Annotated in this window: 24 protein-coding genes and 1 pseudogene; 19 read left to right on the forward strand and 6 right to left on the reverse strand. The window is 58.6% G+C overall.

All coding sequences use genetic code 11. The features are described 5' to 3' along the window. The first annotated feature begins 77 nt into the window (after positions 1-77). From LC354_RS01265 to LC354_RS01285, 5 genes are read left to right on the forward strand one after another with little or no spacing between them, the layout of a single operon-like run. Positions 78-2,012: an AAA family ATPase gene (locus LC354_RS01265; protein ID WP_223421015.1), complete on the forward strand. Its 1,935-nt coding sequence runs from the start codon at positions 78-80 to the stop codon at positions 2,010-2,012. Beyond that, positions 2,012-2,644: a hypothetical protein gene (locus LC354_RS01270; protein ID WP_223421016.1), complete on the forward strand. Its 633-nt coding sequence runs from the start codon at positions 2,012-2,014 to the stop codon at positions 2,642-2,644. Before LC354_RS01265 ends, LC354_RS01270 begins: the two co-directional genes overlap by 1 nt. Beyond that, positions 2,641-3,978 (forward strand): DUF6638 family protein, encoded by a 1,338-nt coding sequence (locus tag LC354_RS01275; RefSeq protein ID WP_223421017.1) that lies wholly within the window; start codon positions 2,641-2,643, stop codon positions 3,976-3,978. The genes LC354_RS01270 and LC354_RS01275 overlap by 4 nt, the downstream gene beginning before the upstream one ends. Before the next feature lie 10 nt (positions 3,979-3,988). Further along, complete coding sequence (locus LC354_RS01280) at positions 3,989-4,243, forward strand: hypothetical protein (protein ID WP_223421018.1); 255 nt, start codon at positions 3,989-3,991, stop codon at positions 4,241-4,243. Between the two features lie 11 nt (positions 4,244-4,254). After that, positions 4,255-4,899: a DUF1523 family protein gene (locus LC354_RS01285; protein ID WP_223421019.1), complete on the forward strand. Its 645-nt coding sequence runs from the start codon at positions 4,255-4,257 to the stop codon at positions 4,897-4,899. Positions 4,900-4,985: 86 nt separating this feature from the next. Here the strand turns inward: LC354_RS01285 and LC354_RS01290 are convergent, their stop codons facing one another. Next, the gene (locus tag LC354_RS01290) at positions 4,986-5,804 is read right to left on the reverse strand and encodes a sulfotransferase family protein (protein ID WP_223421020.1); all 819 of its coding nucleotides are present in this window, start codon (positions 5,802-5,804) and stop codon (positions 4,986-4,988) included. A gap of 142 nt (positions 5,805-5,946) precedes the next feature. On the opposite strand from LC354_RS01290, the gene LC354_RS01295 reads away from it, so the two are divergent. From LC354_RS01295 to LC354_RS01315, 5 genes are all read left to right on the forward strand, one after another. Next, positions 5,947-7,524 carry a DUF5928 domain-containing protein gene (locus LC354_RS01295; protein WP_223421021.1) on the forward strand — a complete coding sequence of 526 codons (1,578 nt, stop codon included), beginning with the start codon at positions 5,947-5,949 and terminating at the stop codon, positions 7,522-7,524. Between the two features lie 32 nt (positions 7,525-7,556). Next, complete coding sequence (locus tag LC354_RS01300) at positions 7,557-8,675, forward strand: THUMP domain-containing class I SAM-dependent RNA methyltransferase (RefSeq protein ID WP_223421022.1); 1,119 nt, start codon at positions 7,557-7,559, stop codon at positions 8,673-8,675. Positions 8,676-8,865: 190 nt separating this feature from the next. Next, positions 8,866-9,342: an SsrA-binding protein SmpB gene (gene smpB, locus LC354_RS01305; RefSeq protein ID WP_223421081.1), complete on the forward strand. Its 477-nt coding sequence runs from the start codon at positions 8,866-8,868 to the stop codon at positions 9,340-9,342. 134 nt (positions 9,343-9,476) lie between these two features. After that, positions 9,477-10,331, forward strand: a complete 855-nt coding sequence (gene sseA / locus LC354_RS01310; RefSeq protein WP_223421023.1) for a 3-mercaptopyruvate sulfurtransferase — start codon at positions 9,477-9,479, stop codon at positions 10,329-10,331. Continuing rightward, complete coding sequence (locus LC354_RS01315) at positions 10,331-11,512, forward strand: amino acid aminotransferase (RefSeq protein ID WP_223421024.1); 1,182 nt, start codon at positions 10,331-10,333, stop codon at positions 11,510-11,512. Before sseA ends, LC354_RS01315 begins: the two co-directional genes overlap by 1 nt. A gap of 434 nt (positions 11,513-11,946) precedes the next feature. Here LC354_RS01315 and LC354_RS01320 read toward each other — a convergent pair whose 3' ends face one another. Together LC354_RS01320 and LC354_RS01325 are read right to left on the reverse strand one after the other, a co-directional pair. Further along, a complete protein-coding gene (locus LC354_RS01320; RefSeq protein ID WP_223421025.1) occupies positions 11,947-13,260 on the reverse strand; it encodes an ammonium transporter in 1,314 nt (437 codons plus the stop codon). Positions 13,261-13,287: 27 nt separating this feature from the next. Next, on the reverse strand, positions 13,288-13,626 hold the full coding sequence (locus tag LC354_RS01325; protein ID WP_223421026.1) for a P-II family nitrogen regulator: 339 nt from the start codon (positions 13,624-13,626) through the stop codon (positions 13,288-13,290). A 251-nt stretch (positions 13,627-13,877) separates the two neighbouring features. On the opposite strand from LC354_RS01325, the gene LC354_RS01330 reads away from it, so the two are divergent. Next, the gene (locus LC354_RS01330; RefSeq protein WP_223421027.1) at positions 13,878-16,037 is read left to right on the forward strand and encodes a transglycosylase domain-containing protein; all 2,160 of its coding nucleotides are present in this window, start codon (positions 13,878-13,880) and stop codon (positions 16,035-16,037) included. Between the two features lie 32 nt (positions 16,038-16,069). Here LC354_RS01330 and LC354_RS01335 read toward each other — a convergent pair whose 3' ends face one another. Then, positions 16,070-16,657, reverse strand: coding sequence for an MlaC/ttg2D family ABC transporter substrate-binding protein (locus LC354_RS01335; RefSeq protein WP_223421028.1), 588 nt, complete (start codon positions 16,655-16,657; stop codon positions 16,070-16,072). A gap of 2 nt (positions 16,658-16,659) precedes the next feature. Next, positions 16,660-17,334, reverse strand: a complete 675-nt coding sequence (locus LC354_RS01340) for an MlaA family lipoprotein (protein ID WP_223421029.1) — start codon at positions 17,332-17,334, stop codon at positions 16,660-16,662. A gap of 256 nt (positions 17,335-17,590) precedes the next feature. Here LC354_RS01340 and LC354_RS01345 point away from each other — a divergent pair. The 6 genes and pseudogenes from LC354_RS01345 to LC354_RS01370 all read left to right on the forward strand — a co-directional run bounded on the left by LC354_RS01345 (position 17,591) and on the right by LC354_RS01370 (position 23,456). After that, positions 17,591-19,329 (forward strand): annotated as a pseudogene (locus tag LC354_RS01345) (type I secretion system permease/ATPase). Next, positions 19,326-20,627: an HlyD family type I secretion periplasmic adaptor subunit gene (locus LC354_RS01350; RefSeq protein WP_223421030.1), complete on the forward strand. Its 1,302-nt coding sequence runs from the start codon at positions 19,326-19,328 to the stop codon at positions 20,625-20,627. Before LC354_RS01345 ends, LC354_RS01350 begins: the two are co-directional and overlap by 4 nt. 68 nt (positions 20,628-20,695) lie before the next feature. Beyond that, positions 20,696-21,154, forward strand: a complete 459-nt coding sequence (locus LC354_RS01355) for a RidA family protein (RefSeq protein WP_223421031.1) — start codon at positions 20,696-20,698, stop codon at positions 21,152-21,154. Beyond that, positions 21,151-21,921 carry a glycerophosphodiester phosphodiesterase family protein gene (locus LC354_RS01360; RefSeq protein ID WP_223421032.1) on the forward strand — a complete coding sequence of 257 codons (771 nt, stop codon included), beginning with the start codon at positions 21,151-21,153 and terminating at the stop codon, positions 21,919-21,921. The genes LC354_RS01355 and LC354_RS01360 overlap by 4 nt, the downstream gene beginning before the upstream one ends. A 51-nt stretch (positions 21,922-21,972) precedes the next feature. Further along, the gene (locus LC354_RS01365; RefSeq protein ID WP_223421033.1) at positions 21,973-23,160 is read left to right on the forward strand and encodes a GNAT family N-acetyltransferase; all 1,188 of its coding nucleotides are present in this window, start codon (positions 21,973-21,975) and stop codon (positions 23,158-23,160) included. Next, positions 23,157-23,456, forward strand: coding sequence for a 4a-hydroxytetrahydrobiopterin dehydratase (locus tag LC354_RS01370; RefSeq protein ID WP_223421034.1), 300 nt, complete (start codon positions 23,157-23,159; stop codon positions 23,454-23,456). The genes LC354_RS01365 and LC354_RS01370 overlap by 4 nt, the downstream gene beginning before the upstream one ends. A 116-nt stretch (positions 23,457-23,572) precedes the next feature. Here the strand turns inward: LC354_RS01370 and LC354_RS01375 are convergent, their stop codons facing one another. Then, positions 23,573-24,061: a peroxiredoxin gene (locus tag LC354_RS01375; protein WP_223421035.1), complete on the reverse strand. Its 489-nt coding sequence runs from the start codon at positions 24,059-24,061 to the stop codon at positions 23,573-23,575. Between the two features lie 86 nt (positions 24,062-24,147). On the opposite strand from LC354_RS01375, the gene LC354_RS01380 reads away from it, so the two are divergent. Next, on the forward strand, positions 24,148-25,350 hold the full coding sequence (locus LC354_RS01380) for an NAD(P)/FAD-dependent oxidoreductase (RefSeq protein WP_223421036.1): 1,203 nt from the start codon (positions 24,148-24,150) through the stop codon (positions 25,348-25,350). Continuing rightward, on the forward strand, positions 25,347-25,904 hold the full coding sequence (gene rsmD, locus LC354_RS01385) for a 16S rRNA (guanine(966)-N(2))-methyltransferase RsmD (protein WP_223421037.1): 558 nt from the start codon (positions 25,347-25,349) through the stop codon (positions 25,902-25,904). The genes LC354_RS01380 and rsmD overlap by 4 nt, the downstream gene beginning before the upstream one ends. Positions 25,905-25,938: the final 34 nt, after the last annotated feature.

A 25,938-nucleotide genomic window follows, 5' to 3' on the forward strand; every position in this document is an offset into this window, starting at 1 on the left:
GACGGCCAAGATTTTTCGTACGAAAAATCTCACCTCCGGTGGGAGTTTACTTGGCAAGATGAAGCAGGGGATTTGAAATGAGCCAGACGTCCGATCAAATGGAACTGCGCGAAACGGAGATTGTTGCCCATTATCCGATGGCGCTGGCGATGTTGCAGGGCTTTGATCATGCGCCTCGCATTGGGGCTGCGCGCGCCGCTCCTGCGGTCGAGCGGTCTTCCGGTATTGGGACCCGACGCCGATTTCGCAGTACGACGCCGGGGCTGGCGACCCGTCGTTCTGTGCCAACCGGGGCTGTCCAGTTGATGGCGACCATAAAAGGTGCGGACGAGGGGGATGCGCTGATCTCTGTGGTGCAGGCCACTGTGCTCAATGCGCTGCGCCGGGCTGTGTCCATTGCTTTGGCGGTGGCCGGGAATTACGCATCGAACTCGGGTCTGGGAGATATGAAGCGCGCCAATCTGGAAGGGGCTTTGCCCACGGCGCGCAAGGTCGAATTTGCAGAGTTGCTGGCGGCAGAGGCGTTGATCACCCTCTATGTCTTTGCCAACGCAACTGCCTATCTGTTGTCGTCTCACCAGACAGAGGTGACCGCCGAGGTGGGTGAGGTCAAAGAGGTCCTGATCGACAATGGTCAAACTGCCTTGCATGGTGCGCTGTGGGAATTGGATCAGAACATCGCGGCACTTGCACCAGATGACGTCCATCTCGTGGCGGCTATAACCTCCTATGCCGAGGCGTTGATGGAGACAGTGGCGCTGCGGGCGCAAAACGCGCCGCGTCTGGCCGCATTTACTGGGGCCTCCTGGCACGTCGAGGCCGATGACTTCACCGTGCAGGGCTTCACCCCCGCCACCAAGGCCAAATCCACCACCCTCACCATGACCTTCAAGAAACCGCATGAGGTCGTGGGCAACCATATTGCCAAGTACCAGGCCATGAAGCTGGCCAAGATGCTCGTGGCCTATGACTTTGACCGCCGCCTCAACCCCTTTGCCGAACTGGGCGGGTTCATCTTTACCTTCATGGGCGACGGCAAGCCGGGCACCGGGAAAACCACGCTGATCCAGATGATGGCCGGGCTGCTCAACGATTACTGTCAGGCGGCGGGCTACCCGTTCCGCTACCAGAACCTCTCGACCGACAATATCGACAGCTATCAGGGCAAATCGGGGCAAAACGCCAAGGCGTTCATCAACACTGTGCTCGACCCGTCGGTCATCGGCTTTGGCACCATCGACGACATCGACCAGCTTGCGGGCAAGCGCGGCGACCGGCAATCCTCGGCCGGGCAGCTTGAAATCACTGCCGTGCTGATGGAGAGCTTTGCGGGTGCCAATACGGTCGTGCGCGGCAATTGCACGTTTGGCATGTTCTCCAACTACCCCGAGAATGTGGACGACGCGCTGCGCCAACGGGCAGGCGCGCGGTTCCTCGTGGACGGACCGCAAACGCGCGACGACTATATCGACATCCTCTACCTGCTCATGGGCAAGAACCACGACATCCCGCTGGGCGCGCATGAGGTGTTTTCCGCGCAAGAGATCAAGAAGGCCGTCGCCGCCAGCTTTGAGGGCCACGCCCGCCCGCATGAGCCGGGGCTGATGGAGGTCTTTGATCGCGTGCAGGGACAGATCGGCGACCTCGACACCATCGCGAAACTGGGGACGTACCTGAAAGCGATACAGGAGGCCGACCCGCGCTTTACCGGCCGCGCGATCAAGAACATCACCGACGCGGTCAAGGTGCGGGCCATGGACTTTGAGCTGCCCGACGCATGGATGGAGAGCCCCGATCTTTTCCTCTTCAAGGACTACGAGACCAAGACCGCGATGATCGCGGACCTGCGCGTGCCGATCACGACGGATATGGTGGTGCAGGAAATCAACCGCTATGCGGACAGCGAATTCCGCTACGCGGACAAGTCGGATGAGGTTGCGATCGAGGCGCTGGTGCGCGACTTTGGGCGGCAGGAAGAGGCGAAGAAACGGTGGTTGGAAGGGAAGGGCTGATGGAGACGGGCACAATATCGGCTGCAATAACTGCGTTAGCCACATTGCTGCTAGCAGGCGCAGCAGTTGGTGCAACTGTTGCTGCGTTCGCTGGCCTAAACACATGGAAAAAGCAATCTCTTTGGGACTTGGATCATGAGTTTGCTAGGCGAGCACTTCTGACATTGTATCGGTACAGAGACACACTTTTTGCAGTAAGGCATCCGGCGATGCTGAATTCAGAGATGAGACTAAACGAAGAAGAACGATCTGGGGTTAGAGCGAATAGTGAACAAAGCGCGGGAGTAATCAAAGCCTACGCCCGCCGATGGGAAAAGCACTCCAGTTCTGAGCGTGAACTGGAAGCGGTTCTGTTGGAAGCGGATGCCGTTTGGGGCCTCGAGCTGAGAGTGCTGTGCAAACCGCTTTTTGATCTTCAGAGAGAATTGCGCACCTACATTCGATTACACATTGATGCTAATTTGCGGGGCAATACTGAACTCGCAACTGAATATCGAAAGATACTGCGCACTTACCGGGACATCTTGTATGATTCAATGAACGAGAGCGATGATTTTAGGCGAGAGTATTCGGCTTATCTGGCGGAAGTTGAAAGTTTTCTTCGTCCCAAGCTAGGGCGGCAAAGCAAATGATCCGCCTCATCCAATCCGGCCTCATGTATGGCAACCTCTTCCACGTCGCCTCCCCCGCGCTAGTCGAGCGTTACAACCGGGCGCTCGAACACCTCACCGCCAAGCGGACCCGCCTCACCGATTTCTATATCGACATCTCCGGCTTCTCGCCCGAGGTGGGGGACGACCTGAACGATCCGCTCTACCTCAACCACAACGGGGTGAACCGGCAGTTCATCCTGCTCTCCACCGAACAGCGCAAATGCCCGCTGCTCGATGCCAAATTCTCCACCTCGCGGCCCATCCTGCAACGGTTCATCGCAGAGAATGAGGCGGCCCTTTTTGCGCTCACGGCCCGCGACGCGGTGGCGGGGGAGTTGGTGAACTCGGTCTATGACGTCTCAAGCCCCGCGCGCCTGTTCGATCTGCGCGCCATCACGGTCGAGGCGGACACCACGCAAGGCACCGTGCGCAATGCGCAGGCGCTGGCCGACAAGGTCGACACCTTTCTGGGGGCAGAGGACGCGTGGTTTGACGATGTGCTCATCGCCGAGATGATCGAACTGGCAGGGCAAACAGGCGACGTGACGCGCAATCCGGTCACGCTCAAACCGCTCACGGTCACCAACGGCAATTTCTGGACGGCGCATTTTGGCGGGCTTTATATCTTTCAGACGCTTGACCATCCGGCGGTGATCGGCAGCACAGCCGCCCCGCAGGACGTGCCGATGCCGCAAAGCCTTGATCTGAGCCACCGGAACCGGATTGCGAAGTTTCTGAACGACAACGCGCTGGTTGAACCCATCGTCAAGGCGCGGGGCATCGATGTGGCGGCGATCCTGCGGCAAAAGATGGATTTTGTGCTGGTCTCGGTCGCGACAGAGGCGGGCATTGATCTGGCAGGCAGCACGCGGCGCGATATGCGTTTGCTGGCGCGCAATCATTCGAAGCTTTTGCCCGAGACCTTCCATGCGCTGGGCAAATTGCTGGCCTGGGTCGAACACGGGGGCACGTGGCCGCGCATTGCCTCGGATCATCCGGCCTATTTCTATACTTTGCGGGCGGCGGACACGCCCGATGCGGAGTTGGTCAACATGTTGCTGGCCGAGCTTGGCCCGCTGGATGTGCGCCAGCTTTTCATCTGCCACAAGCAGGCGTTTTATGCGGCCTATGCGGGCTGGCCGGAGGCAAAACAGGAATATGTCGCGCGCTATCTCGAAGCAGAGTATCAAGCCGACAAGGTGGGCGCGCGGACAGCCCTGTTCGGCCACGACGCCCCAATGGAGCCGCCCGAGCCCCCCCGCCAACGCGATCTGATCGCCCGCGTGGGACCCTGGGGCGCTGAGAGAAGATAGGAAACCTGCGATGCATATGCTTTTGATACTTTTTGTGGTGCTGACCGTGGTTTATGTCAGCCTGTCGTTCTATTCGCGTGCCATACGCCGCGACAAGCTCGAGGCGGAATGGGATGCGGGCGGCATTTCGACGCCGCGTGAGCAGTTTGTGAAGGACGGGCTGAAGGCATATGATGGGTCATTGCGTCGCAAACTGATCCTGGGTGTCTATATCATTCCGGTGTGCCTTGTGGCGCTGACCATCTACCTCGTTAATTTCGCCTGAAAGGGTTCCTTATGCGTTACATCGGTTGGACTTTGATGATTGTCTTCTGGGTCAGTGTGGGTGGCTTTCTGCACTACACTCTGCCGGACAGGGACATTGTGCGGGTCGTCAACACATACGAGGAACGGCAGGATCTGAACGACTGGACCCGGATTTTCTGGTCTCGTCCGGATGGTCAGTCCGATCAGCTCGCCGCCCGCGATGTGCAGTTCATCCAGACCGTCCGTTCCGATGGCGATCTGATGGTCTACCGCAACGAGGACACCGGCTGGAGCTGGCCGCCCTACTTCAAGTTCGACACCGCCAACCTCTATACCGAGGCCAATGACGCCGTGTCGGACCGGGCCGCACCCGAATGGTTCGTGATCCGGCACTATGGCTGGCGCAGCGAATTGCTGTCGTCCTTTCCCAACGCCATTTCGATCAAGCCCATCGCGGGCCCCGATACGCCTATGGGGCTGCCTTGGCTGAACATTATCATCCTGACCCTGATTGCCGCGTTCTTTTATACGATCTGGGTCCGCTGGCGACGCTTTCGCCAGGCGCGGATCGACCCGGCGCTTGAGGAAATTCAGGACAATTGGGAATCAGCCGGAGACGCCGTGCAGGAGCGCCGCGGCCGGTTTCGGCGGTGGCTTGCCACGTGGCGTAGCTAAGGCGGAAGACGATTCCGCCTTACGGGGATCTCCCTGCGCGTCATGATCGATGGCAAAGGGGCGCGCCGGTGCAGACACGAAGTGTCTTAATCCCCGAGCTTTTTGTGCACTTCGTCCAGATCAATCTCGCCGATGGGCATCTTGTTGCCCGGATTTTCGAAATCGTATTTGAACAGGTTGAAGTCCCGTTTGTAGATTTCATACATCAGGTGCATCGACAGGTCGTCGAAATAGTCCTCCACCGGATGCGCGCGTTTGGGACCATGCCCTTCACTTTCGTTGAAGCGCGGTATTTGCGCAAGATCGACCGGGTATGGGGCCTCTATGGCCTGCATCACGTCGGCCATGCCTGCGTTGAAGCTTTCGGTCCATATGATCTTGTCGTAGCGCCCGCCGTTCACAATGAAGGTCGAGACGTGACCGGACATGGCGGACCAATGAATGTCGGGGTCCATCGGGCGGCGCCACCGGATTGTGTCACGGACAAAGAGCAGAAACCGGCGGAAGGACTTGACCTGGTCAAAGTCCTGCTTGCCGTCATCCCCACCCACTTCGATCCCGTATTTCTGGATCAACAAGGGCACGAGGTTACCGCGATACCGTTTTCCGTTGCGCTGAATGCCGCAGATCTTGTCGAAAAATGAGCTGAGCACGCGGGTGTAGGGGTTGCGCACGCATGTGAAGGCATAGCTGTCATGGGAGCGCACATTTGCCGTGATCAGGTGTTGGCTGTCCTCCAGCGCCCACTTGTGCAAGCCGCCCTGGGCATCATGGATATCCCCGTCGAAAAAGGTCCCATGGTCGGAGTAATACATGATCTGACCGATCGTCGAACAGGCGCATTTGGGCACCACCCGGTACACCATGCTCTGGCTCTCAGTCATCCATGTTCCCGGAAAGCCCATATTTTCTGCCCCTGATGTGTCGCCGCAATGTCGCGCCGTTTTGATTGAACGACAAAAAAGCAAAGAAATCCTGTTTATTCAATCTCTCCTTAGCTTTATCTGATTAAAGAATTCCGCGTATTGGGGCAGTCTGGTTTCTGAAATGGCAAGAATCGCCTACATTCTGTTGTGCCACAAGGACCCCGTTGCGATCATCAGGCAGGCGGAGCGGTTGACGGCTGTGGGCGATTACATGTCGATCCATTTCGACGCACGCGCCAACCCGGTGCATTTTCACCAGATCCATGACGCCCTCAAGGACAACCCGAATGTCACATTCGCACGCCGTCGCATCCGCTGTGGATGGGGCGAGTGGAGTCTGGTGCGCGCCACTCTATATGCCGTCGAATCCGCTGTGGCGGCTTTCCCACGCGCGACACATTTCTACATGCTTTCGGGCGACTGCATGGCGATCAAGTCGGCTCAATACGTCCACCGTTTTCTGGACGATAACGACGCGGACTTCATTGAAAGCGTCGATTATTTTGAAAACGACTGGATCAAGACCGGCATGAAGGAAGAGCGGTTGATCTACCGCCACTATTTCAACGAACGCACCCAGAAACGCCGTTTCTACGCCAGTTTCAACCTGCAGCGACGCTTTGGTCTGACGCGCGATATCCCGGCGGACATACAGGTGCAGATCGGTAGCCAGTGGTGGTGTCTGCGCCGCGAAACCATCGAGGCGGTGCTTGATTTCACACAGCAGCGGCGCGACGTGATGCGGTTTTTCCGAACCACATGGATCCCGGATGAGACTTTTTTTCAAACGATTGTGCGTCATCTCGTGCCCGAAGCCGAGATACGGAACAGAACGCTGACCTTTTTGATGTTCACAGATTACGGCATGCCCGTGAATTTCTACGATGATCACTACGACCTGCTGCTCAGTCAGGATTATCTGTTCGCCCGCAAGATCAGCCCCGAGGCCAATGACCTCAAACGCCGCCTCGGGCAGCTTTATGCGGCAGAGCAAATGGACTTCCAGATCTCGAATGAGGGCCGCAAACTGTTCCAGTTCCTGACCGGGCGTGGCCGGATCGGGCGCCGCTTTGCAACGCGGTTTTGGGAAACCGAGAGCACCTTGGGCCGGAACCGTGCACTGATGATCATCATTTGCAAGAAATGGCATGTGGCCAAGCGGTTGCTGGAGCGGATCAGGCAGGTGACCAATGTTCCGGCGATGGAATACCTCTTCAATGAAGAACACACGGCTCTGCCGAATTTGGGCGGCATCCAGTCGACGCTTGAAAAACGGACACGCCACCGGCGCTCTTTGACGCGTATGTTGTTCGACTATTACGAAACGGACCAGTTGATCGTGTGCATGGATCCGGGCGCGATCGATCTGTTGCAGGATTTTGAAGGGGACCGATCCATCACCCGCATGCTGGAAGTTCAGTGCGAATTCTCCGACGCGTATCTGATCGGTCATGCCATGCGGGTGGGCCTTGCGGGTGAACACACATCTGCCGAAACGCTTGAACGCTTGTTGCCGACCATCCGCAATGACATAACCTTCGAATCCGACCGCATTCAGGATGCAGAGTTTGAACATCTCGATTGCATGCTGGAGAAGGCGGAGCTGGAGGAAAATGTAAAGGCCCTGGCCCGTTTTCTAAGCATTCCAGAGGACAAGGCTCGGCAGATTGCCGAGGCGGATTACCTATTTGCCGATTGATCCTTGCGACTGTGGGCAGGTAAGCACACAGGATGGACAACAGCCCCCAAAATGACATTTTCGCCATTACCCTCCCGGGCATGGAAAACACGCTGGCCGCCGAGGCCCGCGAGATGGGCTTTGACGTGGCCAGCACCGAGCCCGGAGGGGTCACATTGCGCGGCGGTTGGCCCGAGGTCTGGCGGGCCAATCTGGAACTGCGGGGCGCCACGCGGGTTCTGGTGCGTCTGGGTTCATTCATGGCCTTTCACCTGGCACAGCTCGACAAACGCGCCCGAAAATTTCCATGGGCCGATACGTTGCTCCCGGACGTGCCAGTCCGGGTTGAGGTCGCGACGTCGCGCAAATCCAAGATTTATCATGCCGGGGCCGCCACCGAGCGGATTGCCAAGGCGCTGACCGAAAGTGCCGGCATGACCGTGGCCGCGGATGCGCCCGTCACACTCAAGATCCGTATCGACGACAACCGGGTGACGATCAGCGTCGACACCTCCGGCGAACCTTTGCACAAACGCGGTCACAAGGAAGCGGTTGGCAAGGCGCCGATGCGTGAAACGCTGGCGGCCCTGTTCATGCGCCAATGCGGTTTTGACGGCAGCCAGACCGTCTATGATCCCATGTGCGGCTCCGGCACATTCGTGATCGAAGCCGCCGAGATCGCGGTGGGCTTGCAGGCGGGACGCGCCCGGCCCTTCGCTTTTGAGCAGATGGTGTCCCATGATGCCGCAGCCGTGGCAGGCTTGCGCCGGATGGACCGGTCCGGCGTGACGTCGGTTCGGTTTCATGGCTCGGACCGTGACGCGGGCGCGATCCGCATGGCACAGGCCAATGCCGCGCGCGCAGGCATTGCGGATCTGACGGATTTTCAAGTCGCTCAGGCGCATGCGATCCTCCCGCCCGACGGGCCACCGGGATTGGTGATTGTAAATCCGCCCTATGGTGCCCGGATTGGCGACAAAAAGGCACTTTACCCGGTCTACGGTCAGTTGGGAAAAGTGCTGAAAGACCGGTTTTCGGGATGGCAGGTCGGGGTCATCACCAGCGAAGGCGCGCTGGCCAAAACAATGGGTCTGCCGTTCTTGCCGGATGGTCCTTCCATTGCGCATGGGGGATTGCGGGTCAGACTGTACAGGACGTCTACACTACCCTGAGTACAGAGGCGGACTAAACTCCGCCTTACTGGCAGAGATTGCGCCCTTGCCGATCATGGCGAGGACTTAAGTGCATCTGATTGACCGCGGAACCCGTAAGGCGGAGTTTGGTCCGCCATCTCGGTTTGTAGTCGGCGTGCCACGCGCACCCTCTTGCACGACAGGTGGCATGCGCCTACATCCGTGTCCCATGGCCCAAGGTAAATCAGACCCCAACTACAAGATCGCCGCCGAGAACCGGCGCGCGCGTTTTGACTATGCGATCGAGGATGACATCGAATGCGGCGTCGTTCTGGAAGGGTCGGAAGTCAAAGCCCTGCGCGCAGGCGGAGCCAACATCGCCGAAAGCTATGCGGCTGTTGAAAACGGTGAGCTGTGGTTGGTGAACTCCTATATCGCCCCCTACACACAGGCCAAATCGTTCAAGCATGACGAACGCCGCCGTCGTAAATTGCTGGTCACCCGCAAACAGTTGGGCAACCTTTGGAATGCGACCCAGCGCAAGGGTATGACGCTCGTCCCGTTGGTGCTCTATTTCAACCACAAGGGCATGGCGAAGATAAAAATCGGCATCGCCAAGGGCAAGAAACTGCACGACAAGCGCGACACATCGGCCAAACGCGATTGGGGCCGCCAGAAGCAGCGCCTCCTCAAGCAGGGCGGCTGATCCCGCGCCAGTGCGCGCAAACAGCCTCTCAAGCCGGGTAATACCCGCCCGATGCGCCCGCCTGCTCTTGCCACATCTGCGCCACGACGCTACTCAAAGGCGGTCTTGCACCTTCACGAAAAAGGATGAGCCCCATGCCAGATGATTCCAACACGCTGGTGTCGACCGATTGGTTGGCCGCCCACCTGAAGGACCCGGATCTGCGTGTGCTCGACGCCTCTTGGTATCTGCCCGATGCGCAGCGCGATCCGAAAGCGGAATACCAGGCGGCCCACATTCCCGGCGCGCGGTTCTTCGACATCGACGACATCAGCGACGCCCGCTCGGACCTGCCGCACATGGCGCCCCCGGTCGAGAAATTCATGAGCCGGATGCGCGCCATGGGCGTCGGTGACGGTCATCAGGTCGTGATCTATGACGGCGCAGGATTGCTGTCCGCGCCGCGCGTCTGGTGGCTTTTTCGGCTGATGGGTCACCGCGACGTGGCCGTGCTCGACGGGGGGTTTCCAAAATGGCAGGCCGAGGGCCGTCCGACCGAAGATATGCCGCCCATGGTCAAGGACCGGCACATGACGGTCCGCTTTCAGAATCAGCTGGTACGGGACGTGACGCAGGTCAGCCAGGCGTCAAAACTGAGCTCGACACAGATCGTGGATGCCCGATCCGCGCCGCGATTCCGGGGCGATGCGCCCGAGCCGCGCGAAGGATTGCGGGCCGGTCATATCCCCGGCTCCCGAAACGTGCCGTTCGATACGCTGCTGAATTCCGACAGGACCATGAAACCTTCCGATGAGGTCCGCAGTATTTTCGAAGCGGCCGGGGTGGATGTGTCGAAGCCGATCATCACGACTTGCGGCTCGGGGATCACCGCCGCCATTCTTGGTTTGGCGCTGACGCGCGCGGGCCACGACAATTGGTCACTTTATGACGGAAGCTGGACGGAATGGGGAATGTTCCCCACCGTGCCCGTCGCCACAGGAGACGCCTGATGTTCGAGACCCTCAAACCGCAAAAGCCGGATGCCATTCTGACACTTGTCCAGATGTTCAAGGATGATCCGCGCACCGACAAGATCGATCTGGGCGTTGGCGTTTACAAGGACGCGACGGGCAATACCCCGGTGATGCGGGCGATCAAGGCGGCCGAACAAAAACTGTGGGAGGCCGAGACCACCAAAAGCTATGTGGCTCTGGCCGGTGATCCGGGCTTTTCGGATGCGATGATCGCTCTGGTTCTGGGCGACGCCGTGCCACGGGCCTCCGTTTCCGCGGCGGCGACCCCCGGCGGCACAGGCGCCGTGCGCCAGGCGTTCGAGCTGATCAAAATGGCACGCCCCGATGCGCGGGTCTTTGTGTCGAACCCGACATGGCCCAACCACCTGAGCATTCTCGATTATCTTGGGATGGAAAAGGTACTTTACCGCTATTTCGATGATGAAACGCGGGGCGTGGATTTCGACGGCCTGATCGCCGATCTCAAAACAGCGCGCAAGGGCGACGTGGTACTGCTGCATGGCTGCTGCCATAACCCGACGGGCGCCAACATGACCCTGCCGCAATGGCAGGAGGTGATCGCGGTGCTGCAGGAGACTGGCGCAGTGCCCATGATCGACATCGCCTATCAGGGGTTTGGCGACGGGTTGGAGGCGGATGCCGCCGCGACCCGTGCCGTGGCCGCCGCCGTGCCCGAATGCCTGATCGCGGCAAGCTGTTCCAAGAATTTCGGCATCTACCGCGAACGCACCGGCATCCTGATGATGATTGCCGGGGACACCGACGGTAAGGTGGCGCAAGGTGCACTGGCCTTCCTCAATCGTCAGAACTTTTCCTTCCCGCCGGATCATGGCGCGCGTCTGGTGACAATGATCCTGAACGACGACGCGCTGCGTGCCGATTGGATGGCCGAGCTTGAAGCCGTCCGCCTCTCGATGCTGGGTCTGCGCGAACAGCTTGCGCAGGAGCTGCAACAGCGCGCGGGCTCTGACCGCTTTGGCTTTCTGGCGCAGCACCGGGGCATGTTCTCGCGTCTGGGGACGACACCGGAACTGGTGCAAAAGCTGCGGGACGATCATGGGATCTACATGGTCGGTGACAGCCGTATGAACATCGCGGGCCTGAACGCGAAAACCGTGCCGATTCTGGCAGAGGCCATCATCAAAGCGGGCGTCTGATGCGAGATCGGATTAGTACCAGATAAAAATACAGGACAGTTCCCGGCCCTCGCTGGGGCAAAGCCCCTTCCCGTGTGGGAGGGTCGGGAGCAGTCCGGCGGTGCCAGATGGGTCTTGGGATGCGTTTGAAATCGCCCTGATGGCTAACCTTACGTTGTGTGCTTCAGATCCCCAATTCATCCGATGATCCCGGCATGTCCCTTAGCTCTTCCTGAGCCGCGCCCAAATTTCAGGCGCTGTTGTTCGGGGTGACAATGTGCCAAAGGCGCTTTCTCAAAACGTACATTTTCAGGGGCAAGCAACGCATTTTTTCCCGGTGAGGGCACGCACGGCAGGGGCCATCCGTCGGTTGATCCGCAGCGCGCAAGGACCATAAAAAAAGACCGGGCGCAAACGCCCGGTCAGGTCTTTCAAAAGTCTGATCGGAAGGAGGATCAGCCTTTTGCAAATTCGGGGTATGCTTCCATCCCCAGTTCCGACACGTCGAGGCCTGTGATCTCGTCTTCTTCCGAGACCCGAATGCCCATGGTCACCTTCAGGATGAACCACAGCACGAGGCTCACAACAAAAGTGAAGACACCGTAGGCAGCGATACCAGTCAGCTGTGTCATCAGAGCTGCGTCGCTGTTGTAGAACACAACTGCGATGGTGCCCCAGATACCCGCAAAGAGGTGGACTGGGATGGCGCCGACAACGTCGTCGATCTTGAATTTGTCGAGCATCGGAATGGCCAGAACAACGATGATCCCACCCACGGCACCAATCCAGAGCGCGCCAAAGAGTGTCGGTGCCAGAGGCTCGGCTGTGATCGACACGAGGCCTGCCAGCGCGCCGTTCAGCACCATGGTCAGATCAGGCTTTTTGTAGAGGACCTGCGTCATGATCAGCGCTGTCAAAGCACCGGCTGCGGCGGCCATGTTGGTGTTGGCAAAGATACGGCTTACGTCCGACACGTCGCCCACAGTGCCCATGGCAAGCTGCGAACCGCCGTTAAAGCCGAACCAACCCAGCCAAAGGATGAATGTCCCCAATGTGGCAAGGGCAAGGTTCGAGCCCGGCATTGGATTGACACGACCGTCCTTGAACTTGCCCAGACGTGGACCCAGCACGATCACACCAGCCAGGGCGGCCCAGCCACCCACAGAGTGCACGACCGTCGAGCCGGCAAAATCTTGGAAACCGGCAGCATCAAGCCATCCGCCGCCCCACTTCCAGGACCCGGAGATGGGGTACATGAAGCCTGTCAGGACAACGACAAAGATCAAGAAAGGCCACAGCTTGATACGCTCAGCGACGGCTCCCGAAACGATGGACGCGGTTGCAGCGACAAAGACCAGCTGGAAGAAGAAATCCGAGCCGATGGAGGCATAGTCCAGAGCTGCATCCGCAGCCGATATGCCAACGGCATCCAGCACCGTTTGTCCGCCGAGCGCGAAATAACCGTTGAAATCGCCGGGGTACATCGTGTTGAAGCCCACCAGCCAGTACATGATGGCAGCGATCGAGAAGAGCGCGATGTTCTTGGTCATCTGCATCGTGACGTTCTTGGAGCGGACAAGTCCGCCTTCGAGCATCGCAAAGCCTGCGGCCATGAAGAACACCAGGAAACCGGCCATGCAGAACAGCAGGGTCGTCATGATGTAAGGCCCGATTTCGTCAAAGCCCGGCGCGGCAGCATCCTGTGCCAGCGCCAGCGTCGGCAAAGCGGTCAGAGCCGTGCCAACGAGGAGAGATTTGGTAAGTTTCATTGTCCGTATTTTCCCATGTTGGGTTGCTCAAAGGGCGTCTTCGTTGGTTTCGCCCGTGCGCACGCGCACGGCTTGCTCGACGTCGAGGACAAAGATCTTGCCGTCTCCGATTTTGCCTGTTTGCGCTGTCTTGGTGATGGTTTCGACGATCTGATCCACCATGGTCGCGGCCACGACGATCTCGATCTTGACCTTGGGCACGAAGTTCACGGCGTATTCTGCGCCGCGGTAAATCTCAGTGTGCCCCGATTGAGACCCGAAGCCTTTGATTTCTGTGACCATCATGCCGCGCACGCCAGCTTCGGTCAGCGCTTCACGCACTTCCTCCAGCTTGAACGGTTTGATCGTTGCGATAATGAGTTTCAACTCGTGTCCCCTTCGATTGGCAGTTGCTTCTGCGATGTGCATGGAAAAGAATGCATCGCGGCAGCAACGCAAAGGTTGCGCCGGGTAAATGCACGGTCTGGCTGTAGGCGCGTGCATAAAAAATGCGCATTTTCAGCCAAACGCTTAAAAAGTAGTCATTCCAGAATCATGATCTTGACCATTAGGGGGTGTCGCAAACCCGCTCAAAGGCGATATGATACCTAAAACAAAAGGCCGGGCAGGGGTCGTTCATGAGTGATTCAAAAAGAGGCAAACGGCCTCTCGTGGCTGATCGCCGCTACCCAAAGCGTAAAACTACGGCGACGGCGAAAAAACCGGTGAAAAAGCCCGCGCCCAAGCGGCGCAAAACGGTTCGTAGGCCAAGAAAGAAGGACAATATACTTGTCCGTCTGATGAAATGGCTCATGCGCGGCATCTGGGCTATTTTCTGGCGTGCCGGTTTGGTTGCGGTGCTCTTGCTCGGGTTGGCGGTTGGGTACTATTGGACCACTTTGCCGGACGTGAACGCACTGTTGGATGGGCGCGCGCGCGGCTCTGTCACCCTGAAAGATCGTGATGGCGCCACCTTTGCCTGGCGCGGGGATCAATTTGGCGGTGTTGTGACCGCCGAAACCGTATCCCCCGCGTTGCGGGACGCGGTTGTCGCGACGGAGGACCGCCGTTTTTTCCGGCATTTTGGCCTGAGCCCCCGCGGCATCGCATCGGCGGTTCGTATCAACCTGAGCGAAGGGCGCGGGCCACTGGACGGCCACGGCGGTTCGACGATCACGCAACAAACGGCGAAACTCTTGTGTCTGGGGGTCGAGTTTGATCCGACGCAATGGAAGACCGAAGCGGATTATGTGGCAGATTGCCGTCGTGGATCGCTCCAACGCAAGGCCAAAGAGGCGATTTATGCCCTTGCGATGGAGGTGAAATATTCCAAGAACGAAATTCTGTCGATCTACCTCAACCGGGCCTACATGGGGGGCGGTGCCTACGGAGCTGAAGCCGCTGCACAGCGTTTCTTCGGCAAGCCTGCCGCCCTGACCACACCAGCAGAGGCGGCGATGCTGGCAGGCCTGTTGACGGCGCCGTCAACGTTGTCGCCAACCGCCGATCTGGAACGCTCGCAAAATCGCGCGGCAACTGTCCTGCGCCTGATGGGCGAACAAGGATATCTGTCCGAGACGGAAGTGGCCCGTTGGCAGAATGAGCCTGCGGATCTGTCACCCGCTGCGCGCCGCAAGGCAGGTGGATATTTTGCGGATTGGGTGATGGTGTCGGGCCCCGAATTCTTTACCCGCAACACCACCGAAGACGTCATCATCAACACCACGCTGGATCAGCGCATTCAGCGCGCTGCCGAAGATGCGCTGACCTATATCTTTGAAAACAAGGTGCGCGAAGGATCCAAGGCGCAAGCGGCGATCGTGGTCATGAGCGCAGATGGCGCTGTGCGTGCGATGGTCGGTGGCCGCGAGAACCGCGTTGCAGGTGTTTTCAACCGGGCCATTCAAGCCAAGCGGCAGACAGGGTCTGCTTTCAAGCCGTTCGTTTATGCCGCGGCGCTTGATCTCGGCTATTCGCCGCTCGATATGGTCGTGGATGAACCCTATTGTCTGACTATTCCCGGATCCGGTGAATGGTGTCCTCGCAACTATACAAACACCTATTCCGGACAGGTCACGTTGACCGAGGCCTTGAAACAGTCGTTGAATATCCCGGCCGTCAAGGTGTCGGAGGCCGTCGGGCGTGATCTGGTCAGGGAAGTGGCGGCCCAGTTTGGCATCCGAGACGATCTGGCCGACGGTCCGGCCCTGGCGCTTGGGGCTTCCGAAAGCACTTTGCTTGATATGACGGGGGCATATGCCGGTATCTTGAATGGCGGCTCGTCAGTGACGCCATATGGACTGGTTGATCTGCGGTTGCAGGGAGACAGCGAAGCCTTGATGGGCACCGCGGGCGGAATCGGAGAGCGTGTCATTCAGGATGACGCCGCGGCCCAGTTGATCTGGATGATGGAAAAGGTCGTCTCCGAAGGCACAGGTCAGCGTGCCCAGTTTGAAGGCCGCCAAATTGCCGGCAAGACCGGAACGACCCAAGCCGCGCGGGATGCATGGTTTGTCGGCTTTACGGCGGATTACGTTGCCGGTGTCTGGATGGGCTATGACGACAACACGCCGCTGTCCGGCGTGACCGGCGGCGGCCTGCCTGCTGAAATATTCCGCGAAACGATGGTGCGTGTCCACGAAGGTGTTCCGATCAAACCGCTGCCGATGTTGGCGCCCAAAAGCGCACCGGTACCGCAGCAAACAGGTCCTGCGCCGGGTGAAATGCCCCGCACGACGGAAGGATTGATCGAAAAGCTGCTGCGCGACATTCTGGGCGGCGGGTCGGCAAGAAACTGAACCGCCAGTCCGGCCACGGTCGCTGACCTTTGTCAGCCTGCTTTTTTCAGGTCCGCGATCATGCCATCGATGCTGCCGCCATTGCGATCTATGAGCGCGCCGATTTCGGAACGTTCGGTCAGCAACAGATTGACGCCTTCGATGTACATGTTGAAAAACAGGTCCTTACCCGCCCGGTCAGAGACCTGAAACGTCACGTCAAACGGCGCCTCGTTGCGCAGGTAGGCTGTTGTTGAAACCTCGTACCAGTTCTTGACTTTCTTGACGCTGCGAACCTCAAGCCGACCGCCGATGAACTCGCGGAACCGGCTGCCGTATTTGCGGCCGATATAGCTCTGAAATGCACTGGAGAAGGCGCGCTTTTGCGACGCGGTCGCGCGACGGCCATCGACGCCCATCGCATAGGCAGCGATATACGACGTGTCGCTGTAGCGTTTGAAAATGCGCTCGAAATCGCGGAACATCGCGCTTTCACTCTTACCGGCGGCGATCACCTTGTTGATGTCGTTGACCAGCGAATCCACGAGCTTTTTGGCGCCCGCTTCCGTAATGGCGAAGGCGGGCAAGGCTGGCAAAACCAGCGCGGCGCTCAGCCCGGAAATAAAAAACCGTCGGTTCATCGTTAAAAACCCTCCGTATCCAACGCAAAGGGATCAATCTCTGCGCTTGCATCCTCTTGACCCAGTTCGAACCGGCGATTTTGCGTCGCGATGAGGCGCGCCTGGCTATAACTGTCTGCACTTCCATATAGGACGCCATCCACAGAATCCACGTAACGACCGCGCGAACTCATGCCACGGGCGACGCCAGCCCCGAGACTGACGTAACTGGCCGGGCCGTCCAGCCCAACATAACTCAGCGGATTGGTAAAGAAATCGACCAGCAAACCAGTTGTGTCCCGTTGATTCGATGGCCCGAGCAGTGGCAGTTCGATATAGGCCCCTTCGCCGACGCCCCAGACATGAAGCGTTTCGCCAAAGTCGGTTTCATGTTGCGGGATACCGAAATCCGTGGCGGCATCAAACAGACCCGCGAGGCCGAGAACCGAGTTGACCGCGAACCGAACGACGCCGAGGCCGGCACCGGGCACATCACCTTGCAACAGGCTGTTCACGACGATCGAAGGTGATTGCAGATTGCGCGAAAAATTGACGATGCGATCTTCAATGTCGTCCGGAATAACGCTTGAATAGCCAACGGCGGTGGGCCGCAAAAGAGCTTGATCAACGTTGCGATTGAATTCATGCACCCTGCGATTCTGTGTTTCGAATGGATCGTAGATTCCGTCTGCCGTCATACCATCACCGTCGACGGTACTGCAGGCCGCAACCGCGAATATCAGCAATAATGCCGAAATGCGGCGGCTTGCGGCAAAAAAACGAGCCAATGGAAATCTCCGGTTAATATTCGTATGGAGTAACTATTACGTCCACAATAAAAGCTGTTACACAAGTAGTGAGCATTTGACAGATTTGTGGCACTTGCGCGACAGGAAACTCAGGCCGAAAGTGCGTCGGCTCATACCGATACGGCCAGCGAGCGAAAAGGTGCTTATGCAAGATAGATCGACACAACTGGGGCTGGCGGAATTGCGCGCGGCTCGGGCTGAAAGCCGCAGTCTGTACTGGGCTGTTGGTCTGTTCAGCTTGTTCGCCAATTTGCTGATGCTGACCGGGCCCATGTACATGTTGCAGGTCTACGACCGCGTTTTGGGCAGCCGGAGCGAAGAGACACTGATCGCCTTGTCCATACTCGTGCTGTTTTTATACGGTGTCATGGGCATTCTCGATTACACCCGCGGCCGAATCATGGCCCGCGTTGGCGCACGGTTTCAAGCCCGGCTGGATCGCAGGGTCTTTGACGCGGTCGTGCGCAAATCCGCGGTTGCTCCGGATCTGCGCACGCAATCGGGACTTGCCGATCTGGAAAGCATTCAGCGGTTCATGACTTCTCCGCTCTTGCTTGCCTTCTTCGATTTTGCCTTGGACGCCAATTTTCATCACCGGGATTTTCCTCTTCCATCCTCTTCTTGGGGCGCTGGCCCTGGGCGGTGGGCTTTTGTTGATTCTCATCGCTTTGGCGAACCAGTTCTTGTCGAAACGGCCGCAAATTGAATCTGGGCAGGCCGGGCAAAAAGCGAATGCGATGTCGGACCAGCTGCGGATCGAAACGGAGATGGTGCAGTCGATGGGGATGCGCGAGGCCGCTTTCGACAGGTGGCAAACAGCGCGCGGTAAAGCGCTGGAATCGCAGATCAAGGCGACCGATATCGGCGGTGGGTTTACCTCACTGACCAAGACGTTGCGCCTGTTCTTGCAGAGCGCCATGCTGGGCTTGGGGGCTTATCTGGTACTGCAGAACCAAATGACGCCGGGGGCGATGATTGCGGGGTCGATCCTGTTGGGCCGTGCACTTGCTCCGATCGAGACGATGCTGACCCAATGGCCTGTGGCCCAAAGTGCGAGCAGGGGATGGGGGTCGCTGTCCGAATTGTTGGGTGCCGTTCGGCCGGAAAAAGAACGCACTGCTTTGCCAACACCCAAGGCGCGGTTGGTTGCCAAATCGCTGACAGTTATTGCCCCGGGGGAGAAGACGGCGGCGCTGCGTGGTTTGAATTTTGAATTGCCGCCTTGGGTCCGCCATGGGTGTGATTGGCCCATCGGGTGCGGGAAAATCGACGCTGGCGCGCTGTGTGACGGGTGTTTGGGCACCTGCCGGTGGATCCATTCGACTGGATTCCGCCGCGCTCGACCAGTACGAGCCGAGCGCGCTGGGGCGCCACATCGGCTATTTGCCGCAGCGAGTGCAGCTGTTTGACGGCACGATTGCAGAAAACATCGCGCGTTTGTCATCAGAACCTGATGCGGCGAAAGTGGTTGCAGCCGCTCAAAAAGCCGACGCGCACAAGATGATCCTTGAGTTGCCGGATGGTTATGACACCCGGATCAATGCGACGCAGCAGCGCCTGTCTGGCGGACAGATTCAGCGTATTGGGCTGGCACGCGCACTTTACGACAAACCGGTTCTGCTGGTCTTGGACGAGCCGAACTCGAACCTCGACAACGAAGGCACGGCTGCGTTGAACGCCGCGATCCGATCCTTGAAAGCGGACGGGCACGCCGTGATCATCATGGCTCATCGTCCTGCCGCCATTCAGGAGTGTGATCTGCTGCTGGCGATTGACAATGGCATACGCACGGCCTTTGGACCCAAGGACGAAGTCTTGAAGTCGACGGTCAAAAACCATGAGCAAATCAAACGCGCGCCAGCGAATGCGGGAGGCGTGACATGAGTGACAAGAAATGGTCTGCGCGCAACGCCGTGCTCTTTGGCTTCTTTGGTTTGCTCGGTCTTTTGGGCGGATTTGTCGTCTGGGCCACCCAGACCCAGATTGCTGGCGCTATTGTCGCCTCCGGGCGGATCGAAGTGGAGCAGAACCGGCAGATCGTTCAACATCCCACCGGCGGCGTTGTCGCTGCGATCGAAGTGGAAGAGGGCGACACCGTAGAGGCTGGCGAATTGCTTGTGTTGCTGGACGCCAATCAGATGAAGTCGACCCTTGCCATCATCGAAGCGCAATTGTTCGAATTGATGGCGCGGCGCGGGCGTCTGTCTGCCGAGCGGGATGAAAGCGATGAGATCACCTATGATCCTCAACTGCTGGCATTCATGGAAGAACGGCCTGAAGTGCGCGAATTGGTCAACGGCCAGACAAATATCTTCCGTGCACGGCTCGAGACGGTCGCGCGCCAGACAGAACAGTTGGGCAAGCGTGCCGACCAGACCCGAAATCAGATCGTCGGCATCGAAGCACAGGAACGGTCCCTTGGGCGGCAATTGAAACTGATTGAGGAAGAACTGTCAGCACAACAGAGCTTGTTCGACCGTGGGCTGTCACCTGCGGCGCGTGTTCTGGCGCTGCAGCGCGAAAGTGCGTCCCTGGATGGCCGCCTTGGCGAACTGGCGGCCTCCAAAGCCCAGGCCGAACAGCGCATTACCGAGGTCGAACTTGAGGTTCTGCGCCTGAGTACTCAGAGACGAGAAGACGCCATTACGGATCTGCGCGATATTCGCTCGCGCGAGACAGAGTTGACAGAGCAGCGGCTTGCCCTGATTTCCGAGATCGACCAGATGGAAATCCGTTCCCCGGTCTCCGGCATTGTGTATGGCATGCGCGTCCAGACAATTCGATCCGTGATACGTAACGCCGAACCAATTCTGTATGTAATCCCGCAAGATCGGCCTTTGATTATTGCCGCGCAGGTTTCTCCGATCCACATCGACGAGATCGTTGTCGGGCAAGCTGTGAACCTGCGCTTCTCTGCTTTGGATCAACGTACGACACCGGAACTGGTCGGTGAAGTGGTTTTGGTCTCTGCAGATGCGTTTGAGGATGAAACCTTGGGCACCAGCTATTATCGGGCCGAGATTGTTTTGAACCCGGGGGAGCTGGAAAAGCTTGCAGAAGGTCAAATTCTGATCCCCGGCATGCCGGTGGAGGCGTATATCAGAACGACAGATCGCTCGCCGCTGGCCTATCTGATCAAGCCGATGGCCGACTATTTCAACCGGGCTTTCCGCGAATCCTGATCTAGGGTCTTTTCACGCATGCGAGTGCAGGCTAGCGTCCGCGAAAGAACAGCCAAAAGGATGCTGCCATGAGTATCGAATCCCGCCTCGCCGACCTTGGCGTCACATTGCCGGACGCCCCGGCTCCTGCGGCCAATTACGTGCCTTTTGTTCAGGTCGGTGACATTGTCTATGTCTCTGGCCAGATATCCAGCGGGCCTGATGGTTTCATCACGGGGAAATTGGGGGACAAAATGGATGCTGCTGCGGGTGCCGCGGCTGCCAAGACCTGCGCGATCAGTTTGCTGGCACAAGTCAAAGCAGCTTGTGGCGGGGACATCGAGAGGTTGGTTCGCGTGATAAAGCTGACTGGTTTCGTAAACTCCACTGCCGATTTCACGGATCAGCCCAAGGTGATCAATGGCGCGTCCGACTTCTTGGTCGAAGCGCTTGGAGACGCTGGCAGACACAGCCGGTCCGCCGTCTCTGCAGCATCTTTGCCATTGGGCGTTGCAGTTGAGATCGAAGGCATTTTTCAGATCAAATGAGTCCTCGGTTGAATGACGGGTTTCTGCGCGCGCCGTTTGCCCATCGTGGCTTGCATGATCTGAAGGATGGCCGCCCGGAAAACAGCCGTGCGGCGTTTACAGCTGCGATTGAAAGCGGTTATGGCATTGAGTTGGACCTGCAGCTCAGTGCAGACAACCAGGCGATGGTGTTTCATGATGATACGCTGGACCGGCTCGCCATGGCCAAAGGCCCTGTGCGCGCGATGTCGGCGCGTGCACTGTCGCAAACTCGGTTGAAGGGGGGCGACGAAGGTATTCCGACTTTGTCTGAAGTCCTGAAACTTGTGGCAGGCAGGGTGGCTTTGCTGATCGAGATCAAGGATCAGGACGGGGCCATGGGGCCAAACATCGGCCAGCTTGAAGCCGCGACCGCCGCCGCCCTTGAAGGGTACTCCGGTCTTGTTGGGTTGATGTCCTTCAACCCGCATTCAGTGGCTCAGATGGCCGAGCTGTGTCCGGATATCCCGCGCGGTCTGGTGACCGGTTCATATCGCTACGATGCGAACTGGCCCTTGCCGAAGGCGACGTGTGACCGCCTGCGCGACATCCCGGACTATGACCGCGTGGGGGCCACGTTCATCAGTCACGAGGTGGCTGATCTGGCGTGCCCGCGTGTTGCCGCGTTGAAAAGTGCCGGTGCAAGTATTTTTTGCTGGACAGTCCGGTCGCCTGAAGTTGAGGCAGAGGCGCGCAAAGTTGCAGATAATGTGACATTTGAAGGCTACCCCGCCAAGATCCTTGGTTGAACCAGCGCCGGGGCGCCACACATTAAGCGTTCCACCATGAGGGAAGGCCGCGTGTCCGAACAAGAAATCGAAATCCGTGTCCTGCCCAGTCTGAGCGAGATTGACGCGGCCACATGGGATGCCTGCGCTTGTCCCGAGGCGGTGGACGGCGCGCGGCCCAAGGATCCTTTTACGACGCACAGGTTCCTCAAGGCGCTTGAGGACAGCAACTCGGTCGGCGCCGGAACGGGATGGCAGCCCCAATATTTGCAAGCCACCCTGGCCGGGCAAACGATCGGGGTCGCCCCGATGTACGCCAAAGGGCACAGCCAGGGCGAATATATCTTTGATCACAACTGGGCGCATGCCTTGGAACGGGCCGGGGGGCGGTACTATCCGAAACTGCAGATCGCGGTGCCGCACACGCCTGCCACGGGCCGTCGGTTCCTGACCCATCCCGACTTTTCCGAGACCGGGCTGTCCGCCCTGGTGCAGGGTGCGGTTCAGTTGGGGAAAAACAACAATCTCAGCTCGCTGCATGTGACGTTTTGCACTCAAGACGAGCGGGAGATAGGTGCAACGCTGGGTTTGATGCCCCGCACCACACAGCAGTTTCACTGGCTGAACGAAGGCTATGACACATTCGATGATTTTCTGGCGACGCTGAGCAGCCGCAAACGCAAGAATATCCGCAAGGAACGGCGGCAGGCGCAGGACTTTGGCGGAACGATCCAGACCTTGACCGGGGATGATCTGCGCCCTGAACATTGGGATGCGTTTTGGGAGTTTTATCAGGATACCGGGGCCCGCAAATGGGGCACACCTTACCTGACGCGCCGCTTTTTCCGGATCGCACAGGAGACGTTGCGCGATGATATGGCGCTGGTTCTGGCCGAACGCGATGGGCGGTATGTGGCAGGTGCGTTGAACTTTCTCGGCGCAGATGCACTTTATGGGCGATATTGGGGGTGCAGTGAACATCATCCCTGTCTGCACTTTGAATTGTGTTATTATCAGGCGATCGACATTGCGATTGCGCGGGGTCTGGCCCGGGTCGAGGCGGGGGCGCAAGGCGAGCACAAGCTGGCACGGGGCTATTTGCCGACCCAAACGCACAGCCTGCATTGGGTCGGCGATCCTGGTTTCGCGGATGCAATCGCCCGTTATCTGGAGGCCGAACGTGAAGCGATCGAAGAGGAAATAGAAATTCTAACAGAGTATGGACCGTTCAAGCGGGTCCGGATCGAGGAGCAGGAATGACAGAAGTTTTGAGCGAAGAGACACGCGACACATTGCTCGCGCCATTGCTGAACAGTGGGTGGGCTATCGTCGAAGACCGTGATGCGATTCACAAGACGTTCGTGTTTGATGATTTTGTGCATGCGTTTGGCTGGATGACCCAAGCCGCGATCTGGGCCGAGAAATGGGGTCACCACCCGGAATGGTCCAACGTTTACAAAACCGTCGAGGTCACGTTGACGACCCACGATGTCGGCGGATTGAGCCCGCTGGACGTAAAGCTCGCGCGAAAGATGGATGGGCTGGCGGACAGCTGACCTGATGCGCCGGTCTTGCTTGACCTGCGGTCTAATCATTTCGGATCCGTTTGACGGATCCAAATGAAAAAGGCCCCCGAGTTTCGGGGGCCTTTTGCGTCATTCTGATTTGGTGCCTACATCGACGCCAGCAAAGCTTCGCCGCCAGAGACTTCGCACACACCGGGGCTCTCTTCTTCTTGCAGCAATGTCACGACACCGTCGTCGACCAGCATTGCGTAGCGTTTCGAGCGTGCCAACAGCCCGGCAGGCGGGGCCGAGAAGTCCATACCGATGGCAGTAGTGAACGCGCTTTCCGCGTCGCCCAGCATGGTGATGCCCGCATCTGCGGCACCGGTGGCTTCGCCCCATGCCTTCATCACGAAGGGGTCATTGACCGAGACGCAGATAATCTCGTCCACGCCCTTGGCATCAAACTGATCCTTGGTGCGGACAAAGCTGGGCACATGGGCGGAATGGCATGTGGGCGTAAACGCCCCCGGCACGGCAAAAATCACGACTTTGCGCCCTTTGGTTTTGTCCGACAGTTGCACGGGTGCTGGACCTTCCGCGCCCAGTTCGACCAGAGTTGCGTCGGGAAGTGTATCGCCTTGGGTAATCGCCATGAGATGGGCCTTTCTTGCAATTGCGTCAGTTGATCACTGCGATATAGGCTGCCCGTTGCCATAGGGCGAGAGAAAAGGGCAAAAACATGGATCATGTCGTCGTTATTGGCGCGGGGCAGGCGGGATCGTCTTGTGTGGCAAAGCTGCGCAATGCCGGGTTTGAGGGGCGTGTAACCCTGATCGGCTCCGAACCCGTGCCACCCTATCAGCGCCCCCCTTTGTCCAAAGCCTATCTGATGGGTGACATGACATTGGAGAGATTGTTTCTGCGACCTGAGGCATTTTATGCTGAGAATGCGATTGATCTGCGTCTGTCCACAACGGTGACCGGTATCGATACTGCCGCGCGAACCGTGGCCATTGGCGATGAAACCCTTGCTTATGATGAGCTTGTGTTTGCAACAGGATCGGTGCCGCACCGCTTGCCTGCCGCCATTGGCGGGGATCTGGACGCCGTCTTTGTGGTGCGCGATCTGGCGGATGTGAATGCGATGGCGCCCCGCTTTGACGCGGGCGCGCGCCTCTTGATCGTCGGGGGCGGTTATATCGGGCTTGAGGCTGCGTCGGTTGCGGCCAAACTGGGCCTCGACGTCACGTTGGTCGAAATGGCGGAGCGCATCTTGCAGCGGGTCGCGGCCCCCGAAACGAGCAACTTTTTCCGGGCTTTGCATGCCAGCCACGGGGTCGATATCCGCGAGGGTGTCGGGCTTCAGCGCCTCACCGGTGACGGGACCGTCTCTGCAGCGGAGTTGTCAGACGGCAGCACGCTGGCGGTCGATTTCGTGATCGTCGGCGTTGGTATTGCGCCTGGCGTGGCCTTGGCCGAAGCGGCGGGCATTGAGATCGAAAATGGGATCAAGACCGATGCGATGGGCCGCACCTCTGCGCTGCATGTCTGGGCCGCGGGGGATTGCGCTTCTTTTCCCTACCGCGATGGTCGCATCCGTTTGGAAAGCGTGCCCAATGCGATCGAGCAGGCGGAATGCGTAGCGGACAATATCATGGGCGCAGGCAGGCACTATGTGGCCAAGCCGTGGTTCTGGTCTGACCAATATGACGTAAAATTGCAGATTGCCGGGCTGAACACGGGCTATGACCGCGTCGTGACCCGCGACGGCGGTGACGCCAAATCATTCTGGTACTATCGCGGCGAGGCACTGCTGGCGGTCGATGCAGCCAATGATCCGCGCGCCTATATGGTGGGCAAACGGTTGATCGAGGCCGGGAAAACGGCTGATCCGGAGCGTGTCGCCGATCCCGAAACCGACCTGAAAGTGTTGCTGAAGTGAGGATCATTGCCGGACGCTGGCGTGGCACCCGGCTGGCCACGGTAGGCAAGGGTGATCCGGGCGCGCATCTGCGCCCGACCCCTGACAGGGTGCGCGAAAGCCTGTTTTCAATGCTGACCCATATGGGTGTTCTGGAGGGTGCGCGGGTGCTGGATCTGTTTGCAGGCACCGGTGCGCTCGGGCTGGAGGCGCTGTCGCGCGGGGCCGCATCAGCGGTTTTTGTCGAAAACGGACGGGTGGCGCAGCGTCTGATTTCCGAAAATATCCAAAGGCTCAAGGCGGCGGATCAAACCCGCGTGATCCGGGCGGATGCGACGCGATTGGGGGAGTGGGAGCAAGCCCCTTTTGATCTGGTGTTTCTGGACCCGCCATATGGCAAATCCATGGGCCAGTCAGCGGTTGAGGCCGTGCGCGCATGGATGGCCCCCGGCGCAATCGTTGTTTGGGAAGAAAGCAGCTTTATGCTGCCACCAGCGGGTTTTACGCCTCTTGACCAGCGGCGTTTTGGCGAAGCGCATGTGACGCTTTTGGAACGGGATGACATGACGGCTTAACGCTTCGAAGCTCATGTCAAATAACGTGTAATGC

The sequence above is a fragment of the Tateyamaria pelophila genome (genome assembly GCF_019966495.1).
GTDB classification, from domain to species: Bacteria; Pseudomonadota; Alphaproteobacteria; order Rhodobacterales; family Rhodobacteraceae; genus Tateyamaria; species Tateyamaria pelophila.